Raw genomic sequence first — 25,131 nt, 5'->3', positions numbered from 1 at the left:
CCGCCCAAGGCCGTGCGTTGCATTTTAGGCAACGTGTTCGATGATTTGCAAGAGAAAGGCTCTTACCAAGTCACCGAATTCACAACAAAAAAGGGCCCCCGCAAGGGGACCCTTTTGTGCTCGCTTGATCTGCGCGTCAGAACTTGAGGCGCACACCGGCAGTCATGTAGCGACCGATGATATCGTCGCCAGACACGGCTGGGAACGAGAAGGCCGGCGTGCCCGACGTGCCCGAGGTCAGATAGACCGGCGGGTTCTTGTCGAACAGGTTCTGGACCGACAGGAAGAACTGCTTGTCCTTGCTTTGGCCGAAGTATGCCGTGAACGTAATGTCGGTATAGGCAACCGAAGGCACATCGGGGATGTTGAAGACCAGCGTACGGTCTGCGTCCCACTTCAGCGACGAGCGCCAGCGTTCTTGGATGTCGATCGCAAAATCGGGTGTGCTGTAACCGATGAAGCCGGTCAGACGGAGCTTGGGAACACCACCGGTCGACTGGGTAGCACCCGCGCCTGCACCAAGCTGCGGCGTAGCGCCCGGGACGAGGATCGTGGTGTACTCTGGCTGATAGCCAACCAGACCGCGAAGATCGATCTTGCCGTCGGAACCGACGCCAAAGCTGTAGTTGATCTCGCCATCGATGCCCCAGGTTTTGACCGAAGAGGCATTAAGCGTGGTCAACTTGACCAGCGACGGGAAGTTGGCCGCACTGCGATCGCTGAACGGCAGCGGACGCTCATAGAGCGAGCAGAACGGGCTGGTGCCGTTGCTGTCTTCGCACAGCTTCTGGATCGATTGCTGACGACCATCAATCAGCGAAATCGCGTTGTTGATCTTGATCCTGTAGTAGTCGATCGCGATGCTGAAGCCGGGAAGGCTGCTTGGACGGAAGACGCCACCGAAGGTGAGCGTATCAGCCTTTTCGGGTACCAGATTGTCATTGCCGCCGGTTTCGATTGCCACGGTTCCCGAGCCGGACGTGCCGGTGTGAAGATCCTGGTAACCGCTGCGAGCGTTGGTCGCGGGCTGGAACAGTTCATAGAGGCTGGGTGCACGAATATCGCGCGAACGCGTCCCGCGGAAGCGCAGGCTGTCCGTCAGCTGCCAGTCGCCGCCGATCTTCCAGGTGGTGACGCCACCGCTGATCGAATAGTCGGTGTAGCGTGCAGCACCGCTGAGATTCAACGAGCCGACGCTGCTGTCCTTGAGCAGCGGGAAGTCGAATTCGAACGCGGCTTCCTTGACGTCTTCCTTCACGCTAATCGGCGTGATCTGCGCGTCACGATAGACCGGCGTCGCACCGGGGGTGCAGAGGAACGGCGACAGGCCAGTGCAATCGGCAAAGACGCCGCTCGGCGAGTTGGTGGTCACGTCGAGCTTCAGCGAGCGATATTCGGCGCTGAGAGCGAAGCGTACCGGGCCTGCCCAGTTGTCGAACGCCGTGCCGCTTACGCTGGCTTCGACATTGTCCATTGTGAACTCGGGTCGGTTGAAGTTGTCCCCGGTGATGTAGTCGAGCGCAGCCGACTGGCTCGCCGCCGAAGCACCAAAAGCGTTAAGCGGAACGCAGCCCGGATAGACGCCGGGGTTGGTCACGCTTACGCGGCAGACGATGTTGCCATTCGCAGCGCCGCCCTTGGCTAGACCTTCGTCCACTGCATCAAGCGATGCCGCGAGGTTGCCCGGCAGGACGTTGTTGACCTGCGTGTTCACGGTCGCGCTGACGCCGTGCTGATAGTGCAGGTTCCAGTCGAGACCCAGTGCCTTGGCGTTAAGGCCGCCTGCAGCCAGCCAGCTTTCCGACTTCGCGCGAACGCCGAGGGCATACTGCGAGGAATCGAACACGCGGGCGAAAAGGAACACGGGCCCGCCCAGCTTGGCCTGTGTATCGGCGGGCAGGAAGGCGTTGCTGGTCGGCACCAGCATCGGGAAGAGCAGATTGGGGTAAAAGTTGTTGAACGTGCGGGCCTGGGCATAGTTGCCCTGGACATAGACGTTGACGTCGTCGGTCAGGTCATAGTCGAGACGTGCATAGGCCTGATCGGTCTCAAGATCGGCGGTAGCCGACGAACCCTTGCCGTAGAAACCGTCGCCGCCGCTGAACAGCGCGCCGCCCTGCGGGGTGCCAAACGTGGGGAAGCGCAGGCGGCCATCTTCGGTAAAGATTTCGCCGACCGGCGATGCCGGAGTGTAGGCGTTGCCCTGGAAGCTGATGAAGGCGTTGCGGGCATTGGTGATCAGGCGGAACGGATCGGCCGAGGTGCCGCTGCCGGCAACCGCATAGATCGCACGACCGTTCCTGCGCGATTCCTTGTCGTCGAGACCGTCCTGCTTGAAATGATCATAGCTGGCCATGAAGTGGCCGCGGTCATCGGCAAAATTGGTGCCGTAAGCCGCGCCTGCGCGCCACGAGAAGGCGTCGCCACGGCTGGAGATGCCCGACTGGCCTGCAACCTTGAGCCCGTTGAACTTCTTGTCGAGTACGAAGTTGACTACGCCGGATACGGCGTCCGAACCGTAGACGGCCGACGCGCCGCCGGTCACGACTTCGACCCGCTGCACGAGCATCTGGGGAAGCGTGTTGATGTCGACAGCACCGGTGTAGCTCGTGGGAGCCATGCGGTGACCATCAAGCAGAACCAGGTTGCGGTTGATGCCGAAGCCACGCAGGTTCAGATAGTTACCGGTGAAGTTATCGGTCGGATTGTTGAGATTGGCCGTGCCGCGCGACAGCGCGAAGATCGGCATCTTGTTGAGGCCGTCCGGCAAGTTCGTCGGGCTGGTCTTGAGCAACAGGTCGGTCGGCGCAACCGTCACCGGCGTGGGCATGCTGTCACCGTTAGCGGTGATGCGGCTGCCGGTCACGACGATCTGAGGTTCGGCGGCCGTTGCCGCGTCCGCCTGTGCTTCCTGGGCGAACGCAGGCTGTGTCATTGCCGCCAAGCTGATGCTGGCGAGCAGGGTCATCTTTGTCTTGTCCATGGTAACCTCCCCTGGTTGTCGGACATTAAGCCGTTTGCACACGATGCAAGGCGTTACGTATTATAAAAAGTGAGATTCTGCTAGGTGTTTCAGGTGTGAAGTGCACATTCTGCTGGTAGCGGATCGTGTTTACGCGGCAGGTGCGGCAAATCTGCAACGTCCGGAATGGCGGCGAGGTCAGTCACATGAAACGGATCAGGCGAGCGCAAATCTCCGCGATCGGTCCGGGAAGAGGATTCGGGATGAGCAAGATTCACGGGACGCTTGCAAACACACTGGCTCTCGCCGCATTGCTTTTGGCGACAGGTGGTCCGTTGAATGCCGAGGCACTGCAACCAAGGGTCGTTGCTCCGGCAGGTACGGTAGAAGGCACTGCCTTTGCCGGAGGCGAGGCCTTTCAGGGCATCCCTTACGCTCAGGCGCCCGTGGGACCACTTCGCTGGCGCGCGCCAGAGCCGACGCCGGCATTCACCGCAGTTCGCGATGGGAGCAAGCCTGGCAATGCTTGCATGCAGCCCGATCAGGGCTGGAACTCTATCGATGCAGCCCGCGCCAGCGAGGACTGTCTGAACCTCAATGTCTGGAGGCCCGATCACAACGGGACGTTGCCGGTCATGGTGTGGTTTCATGGTGGCGCATTTCTGGGAGGTGCCGGAAACTCCCCACTTTATGACGGTGAGAAGCTTGCGCGGGGCGGGGTCGTGCTGGTCACCGTCAACTACCGGCTGGGCGTTTTCGGATATTTCGCGCATCCAGGGCTGTCATCCGAAAGTCCTCAGGGCATCTCGGGCAATTACGGCCTGCTCGATCAGATTGCCGCCTTGCAGTGGGTGCATGACAACATCGCCGCGTTTGGCGGTGATCCCGGTAACGTGACGATCTTCGGCCAGTCCGCAGGGGCGGCAAGCGTGGGCTTCCTGCTGGCTTCTCCGAAAGCCCGGGGACTTTTCAGCAAGGCGATCCTGCAAAGCGGGGCGCCTTATGGGACCGTGCTGGGCCGGCCCGAGAACCTGCAAAAAGCGCAGGACGCGAACCGTGCATTTGGCACCGTGGCGGAGTTGCGCCAGACAAGCGCCAAGGAACTGATGGCGCGCTGGAACGCATTTGCCGACAGTCCAGGCGAAGATATGCTGCGGCTCTCGCCAGTGGTCGATGGCGTTGTGCTTCCCGGCGTGCCCGCAGATATCTTCGGCCAGGGTGGGCTCAAGGGACGGTCCATTCTGCTGGGCAATGCCTCGCGCGAGATGCCGATGGCGTTGACCGACGAAAAGGTCCGGACCGTGGCAGGGCAGAACTTCGGAAAGAATGGGCCCAAGGTTCTGCAGGCTTACGCAAGGAAGACAGACACCGTGCGCCACGGCAGCCTGGGCGAGCAGCTGATGACCGATCTGATGTTCGGTTGCCCATCGCGTAAAATGGCCGATGCAGCGGATCGGGCATGGCTTTATGAGTTCGCGCAGCCCAGTCCGGGCGAAGCGGCGGTCCGGCATTCGTCAGACCTGACGTACACTTTCGGAAATCCGGACAGGGACGGGGGCGTATTGTCGACGCGCCCCTTCAATGCCGACGAGGCGCGCCTGTCCGATACCGTCATCCGATACTGGACGAACTTTGCCCGCACGGGTAACCCGAACGGGATGGGCCTTGTGAAATGGCCGGTCTATTCAGCAAAGCGACGGACCGGCATCCGCTTTGGCGAGGGCAGGGCAACCCGGGACCGGATCGGCTCGAGAGCCTGCGACGATTTGCTTCGCGGCGGCGGCTAGATGCTCAGGCGGCGAGGCGGGACGAGCGCGCCAGAGTTTTGGAACGACGCGCCGAAATCTGCATGACCACCATGGTAACGAGGGCGACCGTCCCTGCGGCCATGAAGGCGGGATCATAATGGCCAGTGACCTGACGGGCAAGGCCTGCGCCATAGGCGGCGCTGGCCGCGCCCAGCTGGTGGGCGACCTGGACCCAGCCGTAGACGATGGGGCCCTCGGCCTCGCCGAACTCCTCGTTCGCGATCTTCACGGTGGGCGGCAGCGTGGCGATCCAGTTGAGACCATAGAGCAGGGCGAAGATCGCGAGGCCCGGGGTCGTGAAATCCAGAAACGGCAGCATCAGCAGCGATAGCCCGCGGACGCCATAGTAGAGCGCGAGCAGGTGGCGCGGGTTGTAGCGATCCGTGAGCCAGCCCGAACCGGTGGTCCCGATCAGGTCGAACATGCCCATCGCCGCCAGCAGTCCGCCAGCTGCAACCGGAGCAATGCCGTGATCACCGCAATAGGCAATCATGTGCGTACCCACCAAGCCGTTCGTGGTCAGGCCGCAGACGTAGAATGATCCAGCCAGCAGCCAGAACGTCGGCTTTCTGGCCGCGCGCTTCAGCACTGCCAAGGCCATCCAGCTCTCGCGCGGAGCCGAAACTGTTTCGACTGGCGCCTCATTCTCTCCGAAGCGCCCCACGCCCTTGTCCGCAGGGCTTTCCGGCACCAGCAAGGCCACGACCGGGATCAGCACGGCGCAGCAGACCGTCACGAACACGGCTACCGGCTTCCAGTCTCCCTCGGTCGAGAGCCATGCGAGGATCGGCACGATCGCCAGCGAGCCGGTCGCGGTGCTGGCACCGAGCAAACCCATTGCAAGACCCCGCCTTGCGGAGAACCAGCGATTGACGATCGCGGCGCCGAGCACGGACGCCACCGCCCCGGAGCCGACGCCCGACAGCAGCCCCCAGGTGAGCATGAACTGCCAGTATTCGTGCATCCACAGGCTGGCGAAGGACGAGATGGTCATCAATGCCAGGCCGCAGAGCATGGTCTTTCGGATGCCTACCTGATGCATCAATGCGGCGGCGAAGGGGGCGGTAAGGCCATACAACAGTATGCCCGAAGCGGCGCCGAACGACACCGCTGCGCGCGACCATCCGAAATGCATCTCAAACGGCAGGATCAGCACGGCCGGGGCAGAGCGCACCCCGGCTGAAACCAGCATTGCGAGGAATGTTACGGCCAGAACGAGTATGGCCGGATGAATGCGGGTCTGGCGGCGGATCATTTGTACCTGATGGCTTTGCGGGGCTGCGGGAATGGTCAAGAAGGACCTGACAACCGCCAAAGGAGCTCGGCGACAGGTTAGTTCTTTCGCATCCGGCGTCAATCATTTACCTGTGAATGAGTCATGGTCTGTCGCGCGCATTTGCAATTCCATTTGCGCGCCGAACTGACGGAAAAAGATAGAAGAAGGCAGTTCGGGAGAATGCCAGTGTCGGAAAAAAATCAATCGCTTGACGTGCAGGCCATGATCAACGGCATGCCGGTTTCAGCCTTGCAAAGACTTGTCTTGACCATCTGCTTTCTGGTGGTTGCCATTGACGGATTCGACACCGCCGTCATCGGCTTTCTGGCACCGGCCATTCGCGCCGAATGGGGCGCAGGCCCCACTGAACTGACGGTCCTCATGATGGCCGGGCTGGCCGGACTGCTGGTCGGATCTTTCGTCTTCGGACCTCTGTCGGACCGCTTTGGCCGCAAGCCGATCCTTGTTTTCACGTGCACGCTGTTTGGCGCCATGTGCCTGCTTTCGGGTTTTTCGGGCACCATGACCGGCCTGACCATTCTGCGGTTCATGACCGGGCTGGGACTTGGCGGCGCTATGCCCAATGCGATCACGCTGGCGTCCGAATACAGTCCTGACCATCGAAGGGGATCGCTGGTCACGCTGATGTTCTGCGGGTTCACTGTGGGCATGGCATCGTCGGGCCTGATTGCTGCGGGCCTTATTCCGACGTTTGGCTGGCGTTCGGTCCTGATCGCGGGCGGCATCGCGCCCTTGCTGCTTGCGCCTGTTCTGCTGCTCGTACTGCCCGAGTCTATCCGGTTTCTCGCGCTCAAGGGCGATGCGAACAGCCGCATCGCGGCAATCGTCGCGCGGATGAAATCCGCACCGGCCGCGGAAGGTGCCCGCTTCGTGGCCAGCGAGGCGGCACCCGGTGCCCCGATTACGCAACTCTTCACCGGCGGCATGGCCGCCGGCACGGTGCTGCTGTGGACGACGACGTTCATGAGCTTGCTGGTAATCTACCTCGTCGGCAATTGGCTGCCGCTGATCCTGACCGAGTCAGGGCTGGGCAAGTCGGACGCCGCCCTGATCACCACGGGATTTCATGTCGGCGGTGCTGTCGGTGGCGTCCTGCTCGGGCAGTTGATGGACCGGTTCGACGAGAACGTGGTCCTGACCGTCGGTTACCTCGGTGGAGCTGTTGCGATCGCCCTGCTGGGCGGCGCGGCCGAGAGCGTAGGTGTAAAGGCCTTTGCTGCCTTTGGCGCAGGACTATGCGTTTCGGGTGGACAGATCGCCGTGCAGGCGGTTGCTTCGGGCTTCTACCCTACGGGCAGCCGCGCGACCGGGGTCAGCTGGATGAACGGGGTCGGTCGCTCCGGGTCGATCGTCGGCAGTCTTGCGGGTGGACTGGCCATGGCCCACGGCTGGGCAGCCTCAAACACGATCACGCTGCTTGCGATCCCGGCGGTATTCGCAGCGATTGCGATTTTCGCGATGGGGAAACTGCGGCCTCGCTAGGCAGGGCATTGCATGCATCCCGACCGCCATCGCATCAGGCTTGATGGTGGTCCGGTGCCCTGGTCTTTCGTCTGGGCAGGATCGCGATGAACTCCTTTCGCATGGTGGCGAGCGGCTCAAGGAAGAAACCTCTCAGCGTGTTGTGCGGATTTGCGTCGCCCAGTTCGTCGTCGTTCAGGCCCCAGCGCCAGGTCTCGCCCTTCGCCGGGACATAGAGCGTGCCGAACATCCAGTCATACAGGTAACCGGCACCTGCCATATTGACGTCGCGATGATGGTCCTCGGCGCTGTGATGGACCTGATGCATGATCGGCGATCCCACCAGAACGTCGAGGACCTTCCCGTAAGACACCGGGATGTGCAGGTGATCGACCGAGCGGAATCCGATCAGGACATAGGCGACGTTATACCAGAAGATCGTCGCGGCAGTCTCTGGCAGGAGCTTGCTGCCGGTCAGATAGAGCGCAAGGCCGATGCCCGCAGCCGTTCCGGCAACCCGCGTCGATCCATTGATGAAGTGCTCAAGCGGATGGCTGCGCAGAAACGCAAAGAGATTTGCCGATTCCGCCGAATGGTGCGCCCGGTGGACGGCCCAGAGGACGGGGACGCGGTGCAGCGCCAGATGGCCGGAATATTGGCCGATCCCTTGTCCGAACCAGAAGCCCAGGAACTGCACGACCACAATGGCCCAGAGGCTTGCAAAGAGGCTGGGCCCGGGACCGAACCAATCCTCGAACAAATCGACAAATCCGATACCTGCCGCGAGGCCGAAGATGATCACGCAGGCTTCGAACAGGGGGATGAACAGGAGGCCGTTGAGAATCCAGACCTTCAGATCGACGATGGCAGAGCGGCTCGTGTACATCTCACGCGGGAACAGATAGGCGATCCAGCCGCGCAACGAGCGGTCCTGCATGCTTGGCCTGACAAAGCACAAGTAAAACAGCGAGCCGGTCAGCGCGATGCCGCCAAGCACCAGTGGCACGCTGAAAAACAGGCCCCAATAGGCTTCACGAATTGCCGAGAAGACCTGATCGATTGCGCTGCCGTCCATTGTGCCGTTCCTTCGTTCCGGATCGTTTCAGGCTATTTGCCTAGTGGATGTGACTACCGCCATTAACGTCCATGGTTGCACCTGTAACATAGGCCGAGAGGTCTGACGCGAGGAACAGGCAGGCGCCGGCGATGTCGATCGCCCGACCGGCACGGCGCAGCGGAATATCGGCGACGACGCGCTCGTGCATCTCGGCGCTGACCGTATCGTCCAGCATGCCTGTTTCGGTCATCGACGGGCAGACGACATTCGCGCGCACCCCCTTGGGGCCGAATTCGCGGGCGAGCGACCGGGTGAGGCTGATCATGCCGCCTTTGGATGCAGCATAGTGGCTGCCGCCAACGAGTCCGCCGCCGCGCTGCGCCGCAACCGAAGCGACGTTCACGATCGATCCGAAACCTTGTTCGGCAAACTGCTTCACGAAGGCCTGGTTGAGAATGAAGGCGCCCTTGAGATTGACCCCGAGCATGGTGTCGAGACTTGCGGCATCTATGTCGAGCGTGCCGCGTGATTCCACGATCCCTGCGCAGTTCACTACGCTGTCGACGTGCCCATGGCGCGCAGTCACTTCGGCGACGACGCGGGCGCAGTCATCGGCGCTGGTAATGTCACAGCCCATGAAGTCGACGCGACCCTCGGCGACAATCGCCGCATCGAAGCCTGACAGCAGGCCCGCCTTGCGCTCGTCATCCATCTTGCGATCGCAACCAATGACGGTGGCGCCGTGATCGAGGAATAGCTGCATAGCGGCGTAGCCTATGCCTCGTGGCGATCCGGCTCCGACAATAACGCAAATCTTGTTGGTCAAAAGCACTTGGGTACTCCGAAAGCTAGTTCGTGGCTGAGGGCGCGCAGGACGCGCTCAGCGCGCAAGGTCGTAATCCTTGGTCTCGGGGCTCGCGAGCACGCCGGTGGCCGAGATGATGATGACACCGGCAAGATAGGCCGTGATGGGCCAGGTCTGGCCCTCGCCGATCGATTGCAGCCATGATGCAACGAACGGCGCTGGCCCGGCCGCAATCAGGTTTGCACCGGTATAGGCCACCGCCGAACCGGTATAGCGTACCGAAGTCGAGAAGGGCTCGGCGAACATGGCCGGCTGCACGCCCGACTGGATCTGGAGGCTGCACACGAAGAAAATGATGCCGAGACCGATGAACAGCCAGTTGGCGGTGTTGAGCAGAGGGAAGTAGGCCAGTGCCGCACAAAGCGTGAGCGCCGATGAGAACAGCATGGTGCGGCGGCGACCGAAGCGGTCGCTGGCAGTGCCCCCCACAACGATCGATCCCATCGCGAGAACGTTGGCAAGTGTCATGCAAAGGAAGGCGGTCTGCCCAGATAGCTGCAGCGTGCCGGTCAGGTAGCCCAGCGTGAAGACATTGATAACGTGGAAGCAACATGCCGGACAAAGCCACACGATGATCAGGCGGGCGGTGGTCAGCACGTCGGCACGGGACATGCGGCTGCGTGGAGCCTTGGTCTCGGCCAGCGCGGCTGCAGCCTTCTGCTCCTTGAGCTGCTCGAAGGCCGGCGTCTCGCTAACCCGGCGCCGGATGTACAGGCCGAGAAGGACCAGGACGAAGCTCAGCAGGAACGGAATCCGCCAACCCCAGCTTTCGAACGCAGTTTCGCCGAGCATCGCGTACAGGACAAAGAGCGCGCCGTTGGCGACGGCGGCACTTGCCGAATTGCCAAGGTTGATCAGCGAGCCGAACAGGCCGCGGCGATGCTGCGGGGCGTGCTCCATGGTGAGCAACTGGGCACCGGTCGCTTCACCGCCCAGGGCCACGCCTTGAAGAAAGCGGAGCAGGATGAGCAAAGCCGGGGCATAGTTTCCGATGCTGGCGTAACCGGGCAGGCAGCCGATCAGGAAAGAGGACAGGCCCATTAGGGTGAGGGTGTAGAGCAGGACAGACTTGCGCCCGATGCGGTCCCCGAGCGCTCCAAACAAGATTCCACCCAGGGGTCGGGCAAAGAAGCCGACGCCAAACGTTGCGAACGCCGCGAGCAGACCAGACTGCGTGCTCAGTGTGGGAAAGAACAGCTTGGGAAAGACTGTGGCAGCAAGCGCACCGTAGGTCGTGAAATCAATCCATTCGAGGATGGACCCCATCGAACTGGCAACAGCCGCGCGCGTTGCCATGCGGGTCTGCCCGCCATTTTCCGTTCGGGCCGCCGTGCCCGGATGCGCAAGATCCATCAAACCATCCCCGCTGGCGCGCGATGACCTCGCTGCCATTTATATGGAAATCTCAAATTCCATATTTGAAGGGGCGTGTCAAATGGCGCGCTGCTGCTCCCGGCCATGATCGACCGGGTGCGCAAATGGACCGTTCTGGATTCAGGCTAGTCGCGTTTACCCGCGATGCGTTCGGAGACGCGCAATGCCGCTTCCTGAAGCGCCGCCTCGACGTCGGGTATCGATCTTCGCGAAGCGAGATCGATGCGGTCGGCATAGGGCACGGTCAGGGCTGCAATCGCGTGGCCCTGGGTGTCCAAAATCGGGCAACTCACGGCATAGAGTCCGCGAATCTGGCTGCTCGGCGCAGACTCGAAGCCGCGCGAACGGATGAAATCGAGCACCGTGTCGATCTGCGGATCGACTTCCTGCGCATGGCGCTGCAGTGCTTGCTGGATCCACAGCTTGCGCGTCTCGGCTTCCTGAAACGCCAGAAGGATACGGCCAGATGCCGAGACCAGCAGTTCCAGTTCAGCACCGACGCTGACGCTGAAGCCCATGCCGCTCGATACGTCGACCTTTTCGATCACGATCTGGCGGCCCCGGCCGTAGATTGTAAGGTGGCAGGACTGTTCGAGCTGGCTTGACAGGCCCTGCATGATCGGGCGGGCCTCGATCAGCAGGCGCTGCATCGGGGGATGCTTGTGAGCCAGTTCGAACATCTTGCTGGTGAGATGATAACTGTCGTCCGCGACGCCGACGTAGTGGCGCCCGACCAAGCAGGCGAGCATGCGGTAAATTTCACCCACGCTGCGACCGAGACTGCGGGCGATGTCCTTTTGCGACATCGATCGTTCCGTGCCGGACAGCAGTTCGAGAATATCCAGCCCCTTGTCGAGCGCCGGCGCCGAGTAGGTGCGAGGCTGCGAAGGGCTGGCCGTCTTTTCCTTGTCCGTCACTGATCGAAATCCCGAAAACGTGTGATTGGCTCTGGTTGGCCAATGCGCTGGCGGTTGCATATTCACTCGATCCGCTCTGCACAAGGTTTCCGCGATGCAGCCGTTTGATCCCCGTCCACCGGGTTGGGAATAATCATTCTCTTGCCCCGCCACTCGCGTTCGCTTATTAAATGATCAGTTTTACTGATAAAACACGGGAATAGCGATGGTGATGGGCGCGCTTGCGGACAGGGCGGGGCAATGACAGCAAACGCACAGGCTCGCGTCGTCGAGGAATCTATCGATTCCGCCGTGCTGGCGAAGATCGCGGCAATGCTCGATCTCGCGACGCCGGGGTCGCAGGCTTGCGACAATATTCCGCGCGGCTGGCACTTCCCGGCGTTGGGCGCTGCGACGCGCCGTTCTGATCTGCGGTCTGACGGATATCCCGGCCTCGGCGTGCCCATGCCTGATCTCGGGCTTCCGCGCTTGTTGCAGGCGGGGCGCGAAGTGCACTTCCTTGGCAATATTGCGGTTGGTGAGCCTCTCCTGCGGATCAGTTCGCTGGCTGATCTGCGCCAGAAGGGCGAAGCCGACGCCGCGCGCGCCATCGTGACCGTGCGGCACGAATTGCGATCGGCAAACCGCGACGAAGCCCTGGTTATAGAGGACCAGATCTTCGTGCTGATGGCACCTGCGCGCTACCAGCATCGCAATCAGGAAAAGATTGCAATCAACGCCGATGTGATGCGGACGGTCACTCCCGACGCCATCATGTTGTTTCAGTATTCGGCGCTCGGGTTCAATTCGCACAAGATCCACATCGACCGCGCGCACGCTACCGAGGTCGAGGGCTTTCCTGACCTCGTCGTCAATGGCGGGCTGGTGACGCTGCTCATCACCGAATTCCTGCGTTGCGATCTTGCCGTCACGCCGAGCCGGCTGAAAATCACGAATCGCCTGCCGCTGTTCTGCGACCGGTCCCTTACACTTGCCGCGACCGCAATCGACGGTGGCTGGCAGGTTAGGGTTCACGATGATGCCGGGCAGGTGGCTGCCGAAGTTGAACTGGAGATCTCATGACCTTCGCCCCGCTCAAGGGAATGCGCATTCTCGACCTGACCAGCGTTGTAGTCGGGCCGGTCACGACTGCCCGTCTGGCGCAATATGGCGCGGAGGTGATCAAGCTCGAGAACCCCGAGGGGGACCTGATGCGGGGGCTTGGCGGGCAATCGCCCACCGGCGAGCATTCCGGCACCTACCTTCATCTCAATCGCGGCAAGCGCAACATCTGCTGCAATCTCAAGACGCCAGCGGGTCGTGAAGTGCTCGACCGGCTGGTCGCTTCGGCGGATGCGGTCATCGCCAATCTGCGGCCTCAGGCGCTTGACCGGCTCGGCGTCGGTCCCGACCAGGTCTGCTCGCGCTATCCCGACAAGGTCTATTGCCTGATCACGGGCTATGGTTCGCAAGGCCCCTACGCCGGGCAGCCGACCTATGACAGCGTGATCCAGGCGGCATCAGGGGTTACCGGGCTGTTCCTGCAACGCGACGGCGCCCCGGCCTATGTGCCGATGCTGGTCTGCGATCACGTGGTCGGGGAGATCGCGTCCGGCGCTGTCGTTGCCGCACTGATGCAGAAGCAGGCGACTGGCGTTGGCTGCAAGCTCGAGATTCCGATGTTCGAGACGATGTCGGCGTTCATGCTGCAAGAGCATCTCGCGCAACATTCGTTCGATCCGCCGGTAGGCCCGGCAGGTGACCGGCGCCTGCTGAGCCCGCATAACCGGCCTGTGCAGACCGCCGACGGCTGGATTTCATTCACCGTGAATACCGACAAGCAGGTGCGGGCGTTTCTGCAGGTTTCCGGTCGGGGGTATCTGGTCGACGATGCGCGCTTCAATTCGGTGTCGGCACGCGCCGACAATGTCGTGGCATGGTTCGAGGTCCGGGGGGCCCCGCTGCTCGAGCGTACGACATCCGAATGGCTCGAACTGATGCAGGCTGCCGACATCGCCTGCAAGCCGTGCCACACGCTCGATACCTTGCCGAACGATCCGCATCTGACCGCCGTTGGCCTCCTTCGTGAAGACGATCACCCGACCGAAGGGCGCACGATCGCGATCCGGCCCTCGATCCTCGTCAACGAAGCCAATCTCCCGATGGGCTCCCCCGCACAACCCAAGGGGTGGGAGAGCGCTGCGGTTCTGCGCGAGATCGGCTACGACGATGGCGCGATCGAGGCAATGATCAAGGACGGCGCAATAGTTTCGCACCAATGATTTGATATTTCATATGTGCAGGAAAGCGTGTGCATATGATAATTTGGTTTGAATTGTGCCAGGTTTGGCGTAATCCCTCGAGGAACGCTGCGCGGTGCGCTGGGAACAGCCTTGCTGCAGGCCAGATGGTTACATCGGACCGCCAAAAAGACGCTTTGGACAGGAGAGACAGACGTGAAGTTCAAATTCCACCATATGAACCTGTGCACGGACAACCTGCCGCGCCTCACGGGTTTCTACACCCGCCTGTTCGAACTGGGGGCGATCAAGGATGACGATCACACCGTCATCAGCCGTGAGCGCGAAGACCGTGCCTACACCGGCAAGGTTGATTTCCTTACCGACGGCGACATCGAATTTCACTGGGCCGAGCGCGACGTCGACACCGGCTTCAAGATGAAGCAGTCGGTCAACCCGATGTCGCACGGGCACTTCTGCTTCCGCACCGATGACATCAAGGGCTTCATGCGCCGCTGCGATGAACTTGGCATCCGCTATTCGGACTATGGCTGCTGGGCCATTCCGGGCTGGTATCAGGTGTTCCTGAACGATCCGGACGGCAACGTGATCGAAGTCCACCAGCCCGGCGTGTTTTCCGGTCTGTAAAAATTTGGCAGGCGCAGGGCGACGCCATGCCTGCCTTGCCTGACTTCCGGGGCCGACCGACGCAGTCGGCGGCCCCTGTCTGCATGTGAGAGGAATGCCAATGGCAACGATCGTGCTTGTTCCCGGGGCCTTTCATGGCGCCTGGTATTTTTCGCCCATCCTTCCGCAGCTTCGCGCTGCCGGCCATGACGTTCATGCGCTGTCCCTGACCGGTCTCGGCGGGCCGGAGGGACGCCAGACCGCAGCCATCAATCTCGACACGCATATCGAGGATGTGGTCAGCTATATCGAGGCCGAGCGCCTCGAGAACGTGCTCCTGTGCGGTCACAGCTACGCCGGGCTGGTCATTGCCGGAGCCGCCGATCGGCTGCCCGGACGTATTGGCACCCTGCTGTTTCTCGACGCGCTCGTTCCAAACGACGGGGATTCGGTCTGGAACACTTGGCCTCCGGCAGTGCGCGACATGTTCATAGCCGCTTCGGCCGATGGACTGGTTACTGCCGCGCCGCCAGGAGTCGATCCGCGGGCACGCGCACATCCGCTCGCAACCTTCCTGCAGCCGGTTCGATTCTCGGGCGCGCCTTATGATGTAGAGCGCAAGGTCTATGCGCTTTGCGCCGCAGACGAAAACAGCCCGTTTGTGGCCATCCACGAGCGCGTTGCCGGCCAGGACGGCTGGCAGACTCACAAGCTCGGCTGCGGGCACGACATAATGAACCAGGCCCCGCATCTCCTGCTCAATCTGTTGCTCGAGACCGCCGCGAACTGACTTGGCGAGCGCGAGCGCGGTTGACGCCCGCCTCGCGTTCGGCTCAACGTCGCGATCGAACGCGTCCGGCGTGGCGCATCAAGGTGACGGAGTTGGAATGGCTGAGACGGGCCCCAAGAAGCGCGCAGGAATTCAGTCAGTCGAAATCGGGATGCATGTGCTCGACACCCTGGCCAAACTGGGTGGAGCAAAGCCCCTGGCCGCGATTGTGAAAGGTTGCGGACTTTCGCCTTCCCAGACGCACCGTTACCTCGCCAGCCTCACCGAGGCAGGGATGGTGCAGCAGGCCGCCAACGGCACTTACGATCTCGGACCGGCCGCACTTCGGCTCGGCCTGAGCGCTCTGGCGCGGATCGACGTCTTCCGCATTGCAGATGAAAAGCTGGGCGACTTCTGCGCGTCGTCCGGCTCGACCGTGCTTCTTGCCGCGCTCGGGCCATCGGGGCCGACAATCGTGCGCTGGCATATGGGGCGTCCACCGATCGTAACGGCGCTTTCCCTGGGTTCGGTCCTGTCGATCGTGAATTCGGCAACGGGACAGGTGTTCCTGACCTTCCGACCCGAGCAGGAGACCGAGACGTTCATTGCCGACGACGTCGCCCTGAACAAGGCAATCGACGCCGCGCGGATTGAAGCCATAAAGGCGTCCGTACGCAGCGAAGGCAGGGCGCATGTGGGTGGTACGCTGATCCCGGGGCTCGATGCCAAGGCGTTTCCGATCTTCGACCTGCAGGGCAATGCGATCCTCGTCGCGACATTGATCTCGCTCGCCGGATCGGACGAGAAGCGTCACGCTGCGTCCGAAAGCGGACTGCGTCAGGTTTGCGAGGAAATCAGCGGGATGGTGGGCATTTCGCCGCTTGCCAAATAGTATTGCGCAATATCCAATATGTTTGACAATGCGCAAAGTCTTGGGGTAACCCGCGTTCACGGATGAACCGATCGCCCGCCAGCACTGCTGTCCGGCCGACAGGGGTCCGACCACGGCGGGTCCCGGATTTGGCCCACGCCGTGGGTGATTCTGGGGAGAGCGACGGCAATGGCCCATGATGGCAGCAACGAGCAGCGCGCCTTGTTGCAGGATCTCTATGACAAGATGGCTCCGGAAGGGCTGACTCCCTTGTGGGAGGTTCTGCATGATCTCGTGCAAGTCACGCCGCGCAGCCCCGCGCAGGTCCATAAATGGGGCTATGACTCCATCCGTGATTTCCTGATGCGGGCGGGTGACATCATCTCCGCAGAGCAGGCCGAGCGCCGCGTTCTCATCCTTGAGAACCCCGGTATCGCTGGTCAGTCGGCAATCGTGCCGAGCCTCTATGCCGGCATGCAGCTTATCCTTCCGGGCGAGATCGCACCTTGCCACCGCCACGCACAATGCGCGCTGCGCTTCGTGATGGAAGGCGAAGGCGCCTACACGACCGTGGATGGCGAGAAGGCGATCATGCGTCCGTTCGATCTCGTCCTGACGCCGGGCATGCAGTGGCACGACCACGCCAATCCCACTGACAAGCCGATGATCTGGCTCGATGGCCTCGACATCCCCACCGTGCGCCTGTTTGACGCCTCGTTTGCCGAGCGCCTGCCCGAAAAGGTCCATGCCGAGACGGCTCCGGCGGGCGACACCCTGCGGCGCTACGGCGGCAACATGCGTCCGATGCGCGGCTCCGTGGCTGACCGCCGTCCGGCGCACCAGCCACTGTTCCATTATCCCTTCGCGCTTTGGCGGGAAAACCTGATGTCGCTGGCGAGTGGTTCGGAAATCGATCCGCACCTCGGCCATGCGCTCGAGTTCATCAATCCAGCCGACGGCGGTTCGGTCATGCCTACGATTTCGGCGCATGTCCGGTTCATTCCCAAGGGGTTTGAAACCAGCCCGCGCCGGTCGAGCGATGGCACGGTCTTCGTTGTGGTCGAAGGCGAGGGCGTGGCCAATGTTTCCGGCACCGATCACCCGCTTGCCGTCCGCGATGTGCTGGCCGTCCCGTCGTGGAACGAACTTCGCATCCAGGCCAATTCCGATCTCATCCTGTTCGCCTTCTCGGACAAGGCCAGCCAGGAAAAACTGCATCTCTACAGGGAGCTTCGTGCGTGACTTTGCTTTTCCAGCCCCAGCCTGCCGTCCTTGCCAAGACCAGCACCGGCGACGACTTCCCGGTTCGCCGCGTATTCTGCGTCGGCCGCAACTATGCCGAGCACGCGCGCGAAATGGGCAAGGATCCCGATCGCGATCCGCCGTTCTTCTTCACCAAGTGGGCTGAAACCGTCGTTCCTTCGGGCCAGCCGATCGCCTATCCGTCGAGCACCGCCAACTTCCACTATGAGGCAGAGCTCGTCGTTGCGATCGACAAGGGCGGCCGCAACATCAGCACCGAGGACGCACTCAGCCATGTCTATGGCTATGCGACCGGTCTCGACATGACGCGCCGCGATCTCCAGCTCAAGGCGCGCGAGCAGGGCCGTCCGTGGGATTCGGGCAAGAACGTCGAGGAATCGTCGCCGCTCGGACTGATCCATCCGGTCAGTGAAGTGGGCCACGTGTCCACCGGTGCGATCACCCTCACGGTCAACGGCACCACGAAGCAGTCGGCCGACATCGCCGATCTGATCTGGCCGGTCGAGGACATCATCCGCTTCCTGTCCGAACTCTATCGCCTTGAGCCGGGTGATCTGATCTATACCGGGACGCCCGCCGGAGTTGGCGCGGTTGTGCCGGGCGACGTGATCGTCGTTGCCATTGACGGCCTGAGCGCAACCGAAGTCACGGTCGCGCCGGCGGCGCAGGACTGAGACAGAACGGACAAGGCAATGATTCTGCACGGCTACTTCCGCTCAACTGCATCGTACCGGGTCAGGCTTGCCCTGTCGCTCAAGGGGTTGGGATACGAAAACGTATCCCACCACTTGCGCAAGAAAGAGCATCGGGCGCCCGAATACCTCGCGCTCAATCCGCAAGGGCTGGTGCCGACGCTCGTCGTGGGCGATGAAGTGCTCACGCAGTCGCTCGCGATCTGCGAATATCTCGACGAGACGCATCCCGAGCCAGCGCTTCTGCCGGCAGATCCCTTGGCGCGGGCCAAGGTGCGGGCTGCCGCACAAGTCATCGCCTGCGATATTCACCCGGTGCAGAACCTCAAGGTCCTTGCCCGCCTGCGGGCGAGCGGGTGGGATGAGGATGCCGTAAATGGCTGGGCACGCGACGTAATCGAGGAAGGTCTCGCTGCGTTCGAAGCGCTGCTGCCCAACAATGCCGGGCCTTTCTGTTTCGGCGACACGCCCGGACTGGCAGATATCGTGCTCGTCCCGCAACTCGTGAATGCCAGGCGCTTTGGCGCCACTATCAGCGCGCGGATTTCCGGGATTGAAGCCAGCTGCCTCGCGCTGGACGCATTCCAGCGCGCCCGCCCGGAGATCCAGCCTGACGCGGAATGAACGCGTTCCGGATATCAGGCAGAATCAACCTTGGCGCGGTGCGGATGCAGTCCTGCCCGGCATGGCGCGTAGCAGCACAAGGCCCGAAACTGTTGCAACGATTGCGATCATGATGCCGGGGGTGCCGCTCGCCCCCGACCACGTCTGGAGCAGATAGGCGGCATAGGGCGCGGCCCCACCGAAGATCGCCGTGGCGGTCGTGGCCCCAAGCGCCAGGCCGCTGAGTCGGGCGTGCGCGGGAAACTGCTCCGTCGTGGCGACCGCACCAACCGCACTGACGCCACCGGCAAGAGCTGCGAGCACCATGACGGCGATCATCGCCGTTGTCCTTTCGCCGCCCGCGATCAGCGAGAACATCGCAAATGGCAGAGCCGCACAAGCGACGCAGAGCGCAATCAGCACTGCCTTGCGGCCTATCCGGTCCGACAGCCAACCGACGCAAGGCGTTACGACGATCACCACCAGCGCGGCTATGGTCGAAAGGCCAAGTGCGACCGCATCGTCCGGCCAGCCGACCAGCTTCATGAACGACGGCACATACGTGATGCCGACGTAATAGGAGATCGACCCCAGAGCCGAGATGGCAAAGCCAATCCCTATGCCCTTGCGCTGGTGGATGAGCGCATCGCCCATCGGGGACGCCCGTCGCGGGCGCGAGACCTGATCCGACAGGAAGCCGGGCGGCTCGGGGATGATCCGGCGCGCCAGCCAGATTGCGGCAGCGAGCAGGGCACCGAAAACGAATGGTATGCGCCAGCCCCATGTGTCGAGCGATTGGACAGGAAGCGTTGCGGTAAGCCAGGCACAGAGGCCAACCGCCATCAGTCCGCCGACCTCGCTCGCGGCCGCTGCGCTCGAGGTAACGAGCCCGCGGCTGTGGGGCGGTGCGGATTCGAACAGATAGGCCACGACCGCCGGATATTCGCCGCCCACGCTGAATCCCATGAGGCAGCGCATGACGATCAGCAGCCAGCCCGCCGCTGGGCCGATCTGGTCGTATGTGGGCAAAACCGCAAGCGCGAGCATGGCGATCGTCATCAGCGACATCGACAGCAGCAGAGTCGGCCTGCGCCCGCGCCGGTCACCGAACTGGCCAAACACGATCGCGCCGAGCGGCCGCATAAGATAGGCGATGGCAAAGCCGCCCAGCGTCTTGCCCAGGCTTTCCTGGTCCGCGCCGAAGAACACGCGCGCAAGCGTCGGAGCGAAGTAGAGGCAAAGCGTGAAATCGTACCACTCGACGATAGTAGACAGACCGACCGCGATCATCGCACGCCTTTGCGGCCAATGGCTTTGGGCGGTCACGCGACGTCCCTTGCGAGACGAAGGCCCATGAATTGCCAGCGGTGATGCGGGTAGAAGAAGTTGCGGTACGACGCGCGCGAATGGCCGCGCGGGGTGGCACAGCTTGAGCCGCGCAAGACCGACTGCCCGCTCATGAACTTGCCGTTGTATTCGCCAATGGCGCCCTCTGCTGCACGGAAGCCGGGGTAGGGGCGGTAGGCGCTGCCGGTCCATTCCCATACGTCGCCGAAGAATCCCGCACCGTCACGCGCTGGGCGTGGACGGATGTCGCCGCCTGCATCAAGCTGGTTGCCGCCAAAGGAATCGTGCGGCCGCGCGGCGCACTCCCACTCGGCTTCGGTCGGCAGGCGAGCGTTGGCCCATGTCGCAAACGCGTCCGCCTCGTAAAAGCTGACGTGACAAACCGGTGCCGCCGGTTCGACCGTATGGCGGCCTGTGAGAGAGAAGCTGGACCAGCCCCCCTCATCCCCGCGCCAGTAGAGCGGGGCTGTAATGCCGTGCGATTGCCGCCATGCCCAGCCGTCGGACAGCCAGAGGCGGGGATCATCGTAGCCACCATCCGCCATGAACTCGAGCCATTCGCCGTTAGTGACGGCCCGATCCGCGATTTCGTGCGGCTGCAGGAAAGTGGTGTGGCGCGGACCCTCGCAATCGAAGGCAAAGCCGGCATTGCCGCCATCGAAACCGATCTCGACAAGTCCATCGGCACCTCTGTTCCAACTGACAGGGTGCGTCGGATCAGGCACCGATGCGCGGGGCCGCTGCCACACGGCGCATTCGAGGGGGTTGGTCGAAAAGGCATGGAGAATGTCGGTCAGGAGCAGTTCCTGATGCTGCTGTTCGTGATGGCAGCCCAGCTCCACAAGGGCGAGCACGCTCTGGGGCAAGTCATCGATGACGCGCAGCAGCGCTGCGCTGACAGCTTCTCGATAGTCGATGATGTCTGCCAGCGACGGGCGCGAAAGCATTCCTCTCGCGGCGCGCGTCATGCGTGCGCCCTCGGCTTCGTAATAGCTGTTGAACAGGAACGGCCACTGCTCGCTGTGCAAGCGGTAGCCGGGCACATGATCGCGCAGGATGAACGTTTCGAAGAACCACGTGGTGTGCGCCAGATGCCACTTGGCAGGAGAGGCATCGGCCATCGACTGGATCGTCGCATCGGCGTCGGACAGCGGCGCCGCCAGACTTTCGGTCAACTGCCGGACGGCAGCGAAGCGGTCGTGCAAGGTCCCGGTCGTCGGGATTGAAGGAGCTTCAAGTGGCATTGGCTGCGTCACGGGATCACCACGATCTTGCCCATTGCATGGTTGCCTTCCATGCACCGGTGCGCCTCGGCGATATCGGAAAGACGGAAGGTCGGTCCAAGAGGAGGCACAAGTTCGCCGCTTGTGACGGCGTCGAGCAATTCCTGCAGCGGCATCGCCAGAAAGTCCTCCACATCGCCCGAATAGGTCGTGAGACGCACGCCCGAGGGAATGGCCATCATCGGCTCGAAATCGGGCAAGGTCCAGTTGTCGCCTACCATGCCCGCCATACAGACGGTGCCGCCCTTGCGAACGCAGTTGAGGGAGTCGAGCAGGGTACCGGTCCCGACGAGTTCCAGCACCTTGTCCGCACCATCCGGCCAGATGCAGCGCAAATCTCCGGCAATCGTCCCCCGATCGAGAAGCGGATGATGCACACCTCTTTCGGCAAGGAATGCGAGCCGGTCGGGCTGGCGGGTCGTCGATGCAACGACAAGGCCCTTGCGGCTGGCCAGTTGCGCAGCGACCAGTCCCACCGAGGTCGTGCCACCGCGGATCAGGATGCGTTCGCCGGGTTGGCAATCGAGCGCGGTGAACAATGCGCCCCAGGCAGTCTGGAGCATCTCGGGCAAAGCGCCCATGACAGGCCAGGGCAGAGCCGTTTCGATGCGCCGCACGTTGTGCGCTGGCACGCAAACGTACTCGGCATATCCACCGTCGAAGGCGCGGCCCATGCCGCCCATCACGCTCATCACCTTGTCGCCCGGAGCGAGATCCGGATTGCCCGGTGCCGCCGCCACGATGCCGGTCGCTTCGATTCCGAGCACACGCGGCAGCTTCACGCCGGGAGACTGGCCACGCCGGGTAAACAGTTCGGAGCGATTGATCCCGAACGCCTCGACCTTGATCAACACCTCGCCATCTGATGGATCTGGAACGGGCAGGGTTTCCACTTGCAGGGCTTCAGCTGCGCCGGGACGACGCAACACCGCTGCGCGCATCGTGCGGGCCCCCTCCATCGCCACGGTCAATGCGTCGCGCGCAGCAGGTGCACGCTGAAAAGGTCATCGTCGTCGGTCCAGACGCCTGCGCTGGCAAAGCCCGCCCGACGTGCAAGGTTCTTGAATTCATCGATGCCGTATTTGTGAGAATTCTCGACATGGATCGCCTCGCCTTGGGCGAAATTGAACGACTTGCCGCCAAGGCTCACGGTCTGGAGCCTCTGGCTGACAAGCGTTATCTCGATATGGCCGGGTTCCCCCATATAGCGGGCGCGGTGGCGGAAGTCCGAGAGGTCGAAGTTGGCGCCCAGTTCGCGATTGGCGCGCCGCAACAGGTTGAGGCTGAACTGCGCGGTGACACCCTGGGCATCGTCATACGCGCGTTCGAGCACCGCGACATCCTTCTTGAGGTCGACACCGATCAGCATCATTCCACCGGGCCCGAGACGGTCGCGCCACCGCGCGAGAAATGCCTCCGCGTCGGCGCGCTCGAAATTGCCGATCGTCGATCCGGGAAAGAAGCAGACGTCGCGCAGGTCACCGCCCGAGGGGAGGACGAGTTCCCCCAGATAGTTTCCACATACATGCCGGACGTCGATGGCGGGATAGCGACGGCGAACCCCGGCTGCCGCATGTTCAAGCGGGACCGGCGAGATATCGACGCAAACATATCCTCGCGCCCCCGGCATGGCGTCGAGCAGCAGTTCGGCCTTGCCGCCCGACCCTGCGCCGAGTTCGATGAAGCGCACGTTGTCCCCGATGGCGGCCGCGATATCGGCAGCATGATCCGACAGGATCCTGCGTTCGGTGCGGGTCGGGTAGTATTCGGGCAGAAGGCAAATCTGGTCGAACAGCGCCGAGCCTGCCTGATCGTAGAGGAAGCGACAGGGAATGGCCTTCTGGCTGGCCGAAAGCCCGGCCAGCATCTCCTGCAGGAAGTCGTCGTGGGCGTCGCTGCGAGCAGTGTCGAAATCATCCCGCTCCGCGCCATCGGGTGCAAGGTCCGGGCTTGTGGTCAGTTCCATGCTGAGGTCCTGTAGGCTTGGAGGGCACCGCTGGTCCTGCTGTAGGCTGTAGCGACCGAAGCGGGAATGGGCACGCCTGGACGATCTGTCAGGACAAAAAGTCTTCTGCGCAGGCAGCAGTGCTGGTGGATGGTCCGGAACTCCATGATCGCCTGCCGCCAACGATCCGTGCGACTTCGCGTTCCGGGATGTCGTCTAAAGGGCAGGAGGAACAAGGCGCTTGGCCTGTCCGCGCAAGCCCTCGACGATCGTGTCGATCACCAGCCTTATCCGCGGCACATGACGCGTGTCCTTGTGCACCCCCAGCCAGATGCCACGGACGAGCCGCTGGTTGGGCGCCGTCAGTTCCCGAAGGCCTGGTTCGTCAAGGGCCAGATAACAGGGCAGGGCGGCCACGCCGTATCCCGAAGTAGCCGCCTGCAATTGCGCGTCGCGACTGTTTGTCTTGAGTTGTACTCTGGCCTGCGGGGCCAATTGCGCCAGCCAGCGCGCCTCGGGCAGGAGCGCAAGGTCTTCCTGCAGCGTCACCAAAGCATGGCCCAACGCGCCGCGCTGGAAATCGGGAAAGCCGTGCGCCTCAAGGTACGACAGGCCCGCATAGGCGGCAAAGGCCATGTCACCAATCCTGCGCACGACGGCTTCGTGCTGTTCGAAAGGGGCAAGGCGCAGCGCGATATCGGCCTCGCGCCGCGACAGCGAGAGCGATCGCGTTGCGGTGATCAGTTCGATGCGCAAGTCAGGGTGCATCGCCAGCAATGGTTGCAGCAGCGGCGTCAGTATCCGTGCGCCAAACGTCTCGACGGTGGTGATCCGGACTTCGCCGGCAATGCGCGCGTCCTCGCCGGTAATCGAGCGTTCGATCGCAAAGGCCTCGGCCTCCATCCGCTCTACGCTCGCAAGCACGCGCTCGCCCGCCGGGGTCAGGACATATCCGCTTGGCGTCTTCTGCAGCAGCCGCACGCCGCTGCGCTGATGAAGCGCCTCGAGCCGTCGCCCCATAGTGGACTGCGTGACCTGCAATGACCTCGCCGCCGCCGACAGGCTGCCATGACGCGCAACGGCAAGAAAGCTCCGCAACTCATCCCAATCGAGCATGGGTAATGTCCTCACGCGGCGGAGACAGCGCTCGTCGGTAGTCTCGCTGATTATGCAAAACTCATACACGCACGGCTCGATAGTTCAATCCACCTATGCGTTTTTGCATAGCTAACAGGCGCAAACAGGGAATGTGCGAAGGCCGTAAAAGCGTGCAGTTAAGCCGGGACACAACGAAGCATACATTCTCACAAAGGATTTGAACGATGATCGATACACGCCTTGCTCCCTACGGTGCCTTCATCCTGCGGGCCGTATCCGGAACCTTTTTCCTCGCACACGCAGGCCTCAAACTGTTCGTCTTCACGCCTGCAGGTACGGCGCAGTTCTTCCAGAGCATCGGCCTACCCGGTCCGCTTGCCTACCTGACCATCGCCGCCGAAGTTCTCGGCGGTCTTGCTCTCCTGCTGGGCGTATTTTCCCGCCATGCTGCCGTCGCACTCGCATTCGTGCTGCTGGGGACGATTGTGACCGTCCACGCTGCCAACGGCTTCTTCTTCGATGCGCCAAAGGGCGGCTGGGAATACCCCGCGTTCTGGATCGCTGCGCTGGTGGCACAGGCTCTGATCGGCGAAGGTGCATTTGCTCTGCGTCCTAGCGTCGGAAAGTCTGCGGCCTGAACAGGTTTACCCCAAATCGGGCAGGGCGAAAGTCC

Annotated in this window: 22 protein-coding genes; 11 read left to right on the top strand and 11 right to left on the bottom strand. The window is 62.4% G+C overall.

Features of this window, described 5'->3' with window-relative positions:
* Nucleotides 1-136: 136 nt before the first annotated feature.
* The gene (locus AC2A04_RS03095) at nucleotides 137-2,983 is read right to left on the bottom strand and encodes a TonB-dependent receptor plug domain-containing protein (protein ID WP_484210847.1); all 2,847 of its coding nucleotides are present in this window, start codon (nucleotides 2,981-2,983) and stop codon (nucleotides 137-139) included.
* Nucleotides 2,984-3,225: 242 nt separating this feature from the next.
* Here AC2A04_RS03095 and AC2A04_RS03090 point away from each other — a divergent pair, with 242 nt between their 5' ends.
* Complete coding sequence (locus AC2A04_RS03090; protein WP_484210846.1) at nucleotides 3,226-4,749, top strand: carboxylesterase/lipase family protein; 1,524 nt, start codon at nucleotides 3,226-3,228, stop codon at nucleotides 4,747-4,749.
* 4 nt (nucleotides 4,750-4,753) lie between these two features.
* Here the strand turns inward: AC2A04_RS03090 and AC2A04_RS03085 are convergent, their stop codons facing one another.
* The gene (locus AC2A04_RS03085) at nucleotides 4,754-6,025 is read right to left on the bottom strand and encodes an MFS transporter (protein WP_484210845.1); all 1,272 of its coding nucleotides are present in this window, start codon (nucleotides 6,023-6,025) and stop codon (nucleotides 4,754-4,756) included.
* A gap of 207 nt (nucleotides 6,026-6,232) precedes the next feature.
* Here AC2A04_RS03085 and AC2A04_RS03080 point away from each other — a divergent pair, with 207 nt between their 5' ends.
* Nucleotides 6,233-7,549: an MFS transporter gene (locus AC2A04_RS03080; protein WP_484210844.1), complete on the top strand. Its 1,317-nt coding sequence runs from the start codon at nucleotides 6,233-6,235 to the stop codon at nucleotides 7,547-7,549.
* A 34-nt stretch (nucleotides 7,550-7,583) separates the two neighbouring features.
* Here the strand turns inward: AC2A04_RS03080 and AC2A04_RS03075 are convergent, their stop codons facing one another.
* From AC2A04_RS03075 to AC2A04_RS03060, 4 genes are all read right to left on the bottom strand, one after another.
* Nucleotides 7,584-8,603 carry a sterol desaturase family protein gene (locus tag AC2A04_RS03075; protein WP_484210843.1) on the bottom strand — a complete coding sequence of 340 codons (1,020 nt, stop codon included), beginning with the start codon at nucleotides 8,601-8,603 and terminating at the stop codon, nucleotides 7,584-7,586.
* A 40-nt stretch (nucleotides 8,604-8,643) separates the two neighbouring features.
* Nucleotides 8,644-9,417: an SDR family NAD(P)-dependent oxidoreductase gene (locus AC2A04_RS03070; protein ID WP_484210842.1), complete on the bottom strand. Its 774-nt coding sequence runs from the start codon at nucleotides 9,415-9,417 to the stop codon at nucleotides 8,644-8,646.
* 48 nt (nucleotides 9,418-9,465) lie between these two features.
* A complete protein-coding gene (locus AC2A04_RS03065; RefSeq protein ID WP_484210841.1) occupies nucleotides 9,466-10,803 on the bottom strand; it encodes an MFS transporter in 1,338 nt (445 codons plus the stop codon).
* 146 nt (nucleotides 10,804-10,949) lie between these two features.
* A complete protein-coding gene (locus AC2A04_RS03060; RefSeq protein ID WP_484210840.1) occupies nucleotides 10,950-11,741 on the bottom strand; it encodes an IclR family transcriptional regulator in 792 nt (263 codons plus the stop codon).
* A 240-nt stretch (nucleotides 11,742-11,981) separates the two neighbouring features.
* Here AC2A04_RS03060 and AC2A04_RS03055 point away from each other — a divergent pair, with 240 nt between their 5' ends.
* The 8 genes from AC2A04_RS03055 to maiA all read left to right on the top strand — a co-directional run bounded on the left by AC2A04_RS03055 (nucleotide 11,982) and on the right by maiA (nucleotide 18,806).
* Nucleotides 11,982-12,803, top strand: coding sequence for an HTD2 family dehydratase (locus tag AC2A04_RS03055; RefSeq protein ID WP_484210839.1), 822 nt, complete (start codon nucleotides 11,982-11,984; stop codon nucleotides 12,801-12,803).
* Nucleotides 12,800-14,002, top strand: coding sequence for a CaiB/BaiF CoA transferase family protein (locus tag AC2A04_RS03050; RefSeq protein WP_484210838.1), 1,203 nt, complete (start codon nucleotides 12,800-12,802; stop codon nucleotides 14,000-14,002). The genes AC2A04_RS03055 and AC2A04_RS03050 overlap by 4 nt, the downstream gene beginning before the upstream one ends.
* 174 nt (nucleotides 14,003-14,176) lie before the next feature.
* Entirely contained in the window at nucleotides 14,177-14,608 is a 432-nt protein-coding gene (locus AC2A04_RS03045) for a VOC family protein (RefSeq protein ID WP_484210837.1), read from the top strand.
* Between the two features lie 100 nt (nucleotides 14,609-14,708).
* Entirely contained in the window at nucleotides 14,709-15,377 is a 669-nt protein-coding gene (locus AC2A04_RS03040; RefSeq protein ID WP_484210836.1) for an alpha/beta hydrolase, read from the top strand.
* Nucleotides 15,378-15,474: 97 nt separating this feature from the next.
* Entirely contained in the window at nucleotides 15,475-16,248 is a 774-nt protein-coding gene (locus AC2A04_RS03035) for an IclR family transcriptional regulator (protein ID WP_484210835.1), read from the top strand.
* Between the two features lie 168 nt (nucleotides 16,249-16,416).
* A complete protein-coding gene (gene gtdA / locus AC2A04_RS03030) occupies nucleotides 16,417-17,469 on the top strand; it encodes a gentisate 1,2-dioxygenase (protein ID WP_484210834.1) in 1,053 nt (350 codons plus the stop codon).
* Nucleotides 17,466-18,164: a fumarylacetoacetate hydrolase family protein gene (locus tag AC2A04_RS03025; RefSeq protein ID WP_484210833.1), complete on the top strand. Its 699-nt coding sequence runs from the start codon at nucleotides 17,466-17,468 to the stop codon at nucleotides 18,162-18,164. Before gtdA ends, AC2A04_RS03025 begins: the two co-directional genes overlap by 4 nt.
* Before the next feature lie 18 nt (nucleotides 18,165-18,182).
* The gene (maiA, locus tag AC2A04_RS03020) at nucleotides 18,183-18,806 is read left to right on the top strand and encodes a maleylacetoacetate isomerase (RefSeq protein WP_484210832.1); all 624 of its coding nucleotides are present in this window, start codon (nucleotides 18,183-18,185) and stop codon (nucleotides 18,804-18,806) included.
* A gap of 24 nt (nucleotides 18,807-18,830) precedes the next feature.
* Here maiA and AC2A04_RS03015 read toward each other — a convergent pair whose 3' ends face one another.
* From AC2A04_RS03015 to AC2A04_RS02995, 5 genes are all read right to left on the bottom strand, one after another.
* Nucleotides 18,831-20,075, bottom strand: coding sequence for an MFS transporter (locus tag AC2A04_RS03015; protein ID WP_484211676.1), 1,245 nt, complete (start codon nucleotides 20,073-20,075; stop codon nucleotides 18,831-18,833).
* A gap of 32 nt (nucleotides 20,076-20,107) precedes the next feature.
* Entirely contained in the window at nucleotides 20,108-21,376 is a 1,269-nt protein-coding gene (egtB, locus tag AC2A04_RS03010) for an ergothioneine biosynthesis protein EgtB (RefSeq protein ID WP_484210831.1), read from the bottom strand.
* 8 nt (nucleotides 21,377-21,384) lie between these two features.
* A complete protein-coding gene (locus tag AC2A04_RS03005; RefSeq protein ID WP_484211675.1) occupies nucleotides 21,385-22,374 on the bottom strand; it encodes a zinc-binding alcohol dehydrogenase family protein in 990 nt (329 codons plus the stop codon).
* Nucleotides 22,375-22,382: 8 nt separating this feature from the next.
* On the bottom strand, nucleotides 22,383-23,381 hold the full coding sequence (gene egtD, locus AC2A04_RS03000) for an L-histidine N(alpha)-methyltransferase (RefSeq protein ID WP_484210830.1): 999 nt from the start codon (nucleotides 23,379-23,381) through the stop codon (nucleotides 22,383-22,385).
* Between the two features lie 195 nt (nucleotides 23,382-23,576).
* Nucleotides 23,577-24,476, bottom strand: a complete 900-nt coding sequence (locus tag AC2A04_RS02995; protein WP_484210829.1) for a LysR family transcriptional regulator — start codon at nucleotides 24,474-24,476, stop codon at nucleotides 23,577-23,579.
* A 206-nt stretch (nucleotides 24,477-24,682) separates the two neighbouring features.
* Between AC2A04_RS02995 and AC2A04_RS02990 the strand changes: the two genes are divergently transcribed.
* Nucleotides 24,683-25,096: a DoxX family protein gene (locus tag AC2A04_RS02990; protein WP_484210828.1), complete on the top strand. Its 414-nt coding sequence runs from the start codon at nucleotides 24,683-24,685 to the stop codon at nucleotides 25,094-25,096.
* Nucleotides 25,097-25,131 lie beyond the last annotated feature (35 nt).

The organism is Novosphingobium sp. HNCC26DJ243 (genome assembly GCF_057180545.1).
Note: the sequence above shows the minus strand (reverse complement) of the source record. Positions and strands in the feature narration are given on the sequence as shown.